The organism is Streptomyces sp. NPDC104309 (assembly GCF_055584025.1).
In genome coordinates, this window is sequence record NZ_JBVJMV010000086.1 from 1 (window position 1) to 4,389 (window position 4,389).

Annotated in this window: 3 protein-coding genes; all 3 read right to left on the reverse strand. The window is 67.1% G+C overall.

The features are described 5' to 3' along the window. Nucleotides 1-159 precede the first annotated feature (159 nt). Genes ACZ68L_RS45040 through ACZ68L_RS45050 form a run of 3 tightly spaced genes read right to left on the reverse strand, consistent with a single transcriptional unit; the run spans nt 160 to nt 3,836 of the window. The gene (locus ACZ68L_RS45040; protein WP_469590354.1) at nt 160-2,109 is read right to left on the reverse strand and encodes a DUF3732 domain-containing protein; all 1,950 of its coding nucleotides are present in this window, start codon (nt 2,107-2,109) and stop codon (nt 160-162) included. A gap of 33 nt (nt 2,110-2,142) precedes the next feature. Continuing rightward, entirely contained in the window at nt 2,143-2,628 is a 486-nt protein-coding gene (locus ACZ68L_RS45045; RefSeq protein WP_469590357.1) for a three component ABC system middle component, read from the reverse strand. Further along, nucleotides 2,625-3,836: an ABC-three component system protein gene (locus ACZ68L_RS45050; RefSeq protein ID WP_469590361.1), complete on the reverse strand. Its 1,212-nt coding sequence runs from the start codon at nt 3,834-3,836 to the stop codon at nt 2,625-2,627. The genes ACZ68L_RS45045 and ACZ68L_RS45050 overlap by 4 nt, the downstream gene beginning before the upstream one ends. Nucleotides 3,837-4,389 lie beyond the last annotated feature (553 nt).

Below are 4,389 nucleotides of genomic sequence, written 5' to 3' on the forward strand. Positions count from 1 at the left end.
GCCGACCAGGCAACGGCCGAACGAACGAACCTGAAACCCCGTCAACCCGCCCTGACCAGCTGATCAGCACCTCCCGCACGCCGGGGGAACCTCACTCTCGGTGTTGGAGCCCGTGTTGCCCGGCCGCGGCGCGGTGGCCGAGCGGCGTCGGCGGTGTCGTCAGTCGAGCCAGTTCAGAGGAATCAGAGCGGTGCGGTTGCCTTCGTCACCGGGGCGCCAGTTGCCGATCACAGCTTCCTGGAACCAGCTTTCGGGCAGGTTCGCGTGATCACAGACGATGATCTGGAATGCACCCTGGTTGAGCTGTGCCACATCGTTGAGGAGTTCGAAGTATGCGGTGACGGTGGCCCAGTCGGCGTCTTGGACGGTGGATGCGTCGCGGGGCTTTTCCGGGAAGAACGCCTGGGTGGGCTGGTCGAGCATGAGAAAGCTGGGGACGGGACGGTTGTTGCGTCGCAGGTAGGTGTGCAGGGCGAGGTGGGCAACCAGGTGGTAGCCGATGTGGTTCTTGGCGCTGCCGATGCGGGTGAGGGGCAGTCGTCCGGCGGGTCGCCTGAGGACGACGTTGAGGAGTTTGAGGCTGATCCCCACTTCGGTGGCGTCGGCGGCTCCTCCGAGGCTGAGTCGCTTGGCCCAGGCAGTCATCATGATGGCAATGTCTGCAAGCCGGCGCTCGGTTTCGGCTGTGACGTCGTCTTCGTTGACGAGCTGTTCAAGCGTGGCGGCGTGTTCCTGAGCTAGGACAAGGTTGTGGCGCAGGCGGGTGATGTCGCTGTCAGTGCCCGTGCGGGTGAGTGCTTCGGAGATCCGGCCCTGGATGTGCGCGACGCGTAGGTTCTGTTCCTGCAGGTTACGCAGGCGCTCGTCGCTCGCCAGGAGTTCTCTGAGCTGGGCGCCGTTGAGCCTGAGGCGCTCGGTGACGTCGGCGCGTTCGGTCTGAAGGGCGCGTCGGTGTTCTTCGCGGACGGGCTGAAGTGTCTGTGCCTGGGCGAGTTCTTGTGCGAGGTGGCCGGTCAGTTCGGAGATGTCCTGCGCGGTGGGGTCTGGGTGTTCCAGGGGCTGGGTGCACATGGGGCACACGCTGGTGTCGTGCTGGCGTTCAGGGCCCAAGAGATCGAGTGTTTTGAGACGGTCGAGCTGGAGATGGAGCTCGCCGGTGAAGGCCCGGCCCTGCTGCTGCCAGCGGTCGACGGCCGTCAGGGCGTCGTCGAATTCCTGCAGTTGTTCGCGCAGGACGCGGCGTTCGTTGCTGAGTTCTTGGCGCCGGTCGCGCAGTTCCAGTGGGGCTGCGGTCTGTGGTGCGGCGGCCAGGGCCTGGTGGAGGAGGTCGGGGACCTGGGAGGCGTCGGGGGCTGCGGGCACGTCGGTGAGGAGGCCTTCGGTCTCCGCGAGGCGGACAAGGGCGAGACCGTTGGCGTCCATGGCCTGCTGGTGACGCAGGGCGTCGTCGAGTTTCCGCTGGGCTGCGCGTTGGGCTCGCTGGGCTTCGCCGAGGCGGTGACGGCGCAGGGATTGTTCGGGGCCGGCAGCGCCGAGGAAGTAAGGCAGGGTGTCCTTGAGTGCCTGGGCCATGCCCGCTTCGGTCTGGCGGTGGAACAGGGCCGTCTGGTCAGCGATCTCGTTCTGGCTTTGGAAACAGAGCAGGGCCGCTTGGGCGATGGAGACATCGAAGGCGTTGCGTGCAGCGCCGGTGGGCGGCTGGAAGTGGAAGTCCTCGATCCCGAGCCGGCCGCTGAGTTCGCTGCGCAGGACCGCGACGTTGGAGTTGTTGATGAGTTCGTCGGGTCGGGGGATGTCGAGAGTGGCGTCGCCGGTGCGGGTGAACGCGTGGTGGGTGGAGGCTCCGGCCGGGCGGGGCCGGGCCAGGACCATGCGCGAGTTGTCAGCGAAGGTGACCAGGAGGGCGTACCAGCCGACGGTCTGGTCGATCAGGTCGTCAGGCAGGTTAGGGGCACGGCGTCCGAGGCAGTAGTCGACGATGGTGAGGACTTCGGACTTACCGGTCTCCGACTCGCCGGTGAGGATGTTGAGCGCCCCGGGGCGGAACCGCAGGACCCTCGGGGGCTTCCTGCCGTCTCGGTGGTACAGGGCCAGGGCGAGCAGCTGCATGACGGTTCTGGGGCTCCTTTTCGAGGGGGTGGGTCAGGGTCGGATGCCGAGAGCGATGAAGGCTCGGGCGGGGTCGGTCACGGCGAGCCAGCGGCCGACCAGCGCCGCTGCGCGGGCACAGTCGGCGACCTCTTCGCCGGGGGCGGCGGAGGCGGGCTTGGGAATGCGGGGGCAGACCAGTCCGCCGGGGGTGACGTCTATGGCGTGGTGGCGCATGGCGGTACGCAGGCTGGCGCGCGTGTACGTGGTCAGTGCTGCGGCACGTTCGGCGAATGCGGCCTGCAGACGCGGGTGTTCGTTGGCCCAGGCCGTGAGTGTGACGGTGGATTTGCCCGGTAGTGAGCTTCGGGTGTCTGTGGGCAGCACGAGAGGCAAGATCAGGAACGCGCTGGGCCAGGGCAAGGGCCTCTCCGCCTTTTTCGTGGCGGTGTTGACGGCGCTGGCCAGGAGGTAGGCGCCGAAGGCAGGGTTGAACAGTGCCTGCGTCTCCGACACGTTGCGGTGGGAGTCGGTCGTCACTGTTCCTGCGTCTCGTTGGGGCTCTTGCAACGGCTGCTGTAGTCGGGGTGCCAGCCCAGTTGCCGACCGGGTTGTGCGGTGTCTGCCTGGTCGGCCAGGCCGTGGGCGCTGCCCGTGCCAACCCAGGGTGCGGTGACGCTGCCGGGGCGGAGCGGGGTGTCAGCGACGCGGTCCATGGTGGCGTCCAGGATTTCCTGGCCGATGGACTGGCGGTCTTCTTCGCTGATGTCGTCGCTGACGCGCCGGGTCCGGCGGCGGAAGGCGGACTCCCACTCGTAGTGGAGTTCGCCTTCGTATTCGTCGAGGCGCTCCGGGGTGATCTTGAAGGTGCGCAGCCATTCGGAACGCTGGGCCCGCGCCAGGTGGTAGTCGCGCAGGTGCATCGCCACTTCGTCGTCGGGCAGCCCGATCCACCGCATCTGGGTGACGACCAAACGGTCGCTGTAGCCTGCGATCTCCGCCTGGGTGAGATTGCGCAGCGTCTCGGTGATCGGCAGGTTCCTGCCGGCGTAGCGGCCGGTGACCTCGTCCCGCCTGCACATGAGTTCCTGGGCGCTGACGGAGGCGCGCATGCGCTGGGGGTTCTTGCGTTCCAGCAGCTTGACCGCCATGCCGTACCACCACCCCTTGATCTCCTCGAGGGCGGCCTGAGCGTGGTCGCTCGGCGTGATCCCCAGTTCCTTGGCCAGACTAGAGTCCAGGTCTGACATCACGGGGGCCCCGTCGTCGACCGTGATGGCCCTGACGAACTGCTGGCGCTGGGTCGGGGTGAGTTGCATGAACAGCTCGCGGTCGTCCGCGGTGGTGCCGGGTCCGTCGTCGTCGCGGGCGGTCTGCTCCATGCGTTCCAGCGCCATGGCCTCGTCCCTGTCCGGGCTGGCGCTGAGGTAATGGAAGAAGGTGCCCGGCGGTGCGGTCTGGGTCGAGACCAGGCGCAGGATGGGCATGGCGGTGCCCGAGGGGTCGGAGAGCTTTTTGAGTGCGTCGATCCAGGACGCGACCGAGCGCCAGAAGTCCTTGCCGGTCTCACTCAAAGAGCCGGCGGCTTCACGGTGTTTGGCCTGTAGCAGTTCGAGGGGGGTCTTGTCCGGGTCGAGGAACTCGATGTCGTCGAGGAGTTCCATGCGGACCTCGACCGTGGGCTCCTGCCAGCTGCGGCGGGCGAGCTCAAGCAGGGCAAGCTCGCACTGATAGAGATATCCGGTCATCTGCCCTGCCGCCGAATGCGACCCTGCTCGCGCCACGTTCCCCACTACTGATCGTGCTTGCCCTGAGCGGCGCAAGTCCCACCCCTGCGACCGGGCGCACCAGGTGCAGATCCAAGCTGCTCGGTCCGGTGTGATGCGCCGTGCCACTCCCCTGAGGCCACAACGTAGCACCTGCCTGATGAGACGCCATCAGGATCTTACGGATCGCCCTCAACTCACGATACGTATGGATAGCGGGACCGATTGCCTCACTAACCTCGATGTTTCGTGACGGTCCGTCGACGGAGTCGGTGGACCGTTTTCGTGCCGTGGGCTGGGGCTGTGCAGGCCGAGGGCCCGAGTGTCGTCTCGGGGTGGCGCCGGGTTCCACTTGCTCCGGGTGTTGAGGTGCTGTCGAAGGGGCGGGGATCCGCTGTTCAGCCAGGGTTGGGTAGTTGGCTGAGCCGGTCGAGGGCTGCGGTGATGTGACCGGTCCAGGGCCAGTGCCGGGCCATGCGGAGGATTCGCTGACGGCCAGTGGTCATGAGCTGTCCGGCCGCGGTGAACAGGCGGA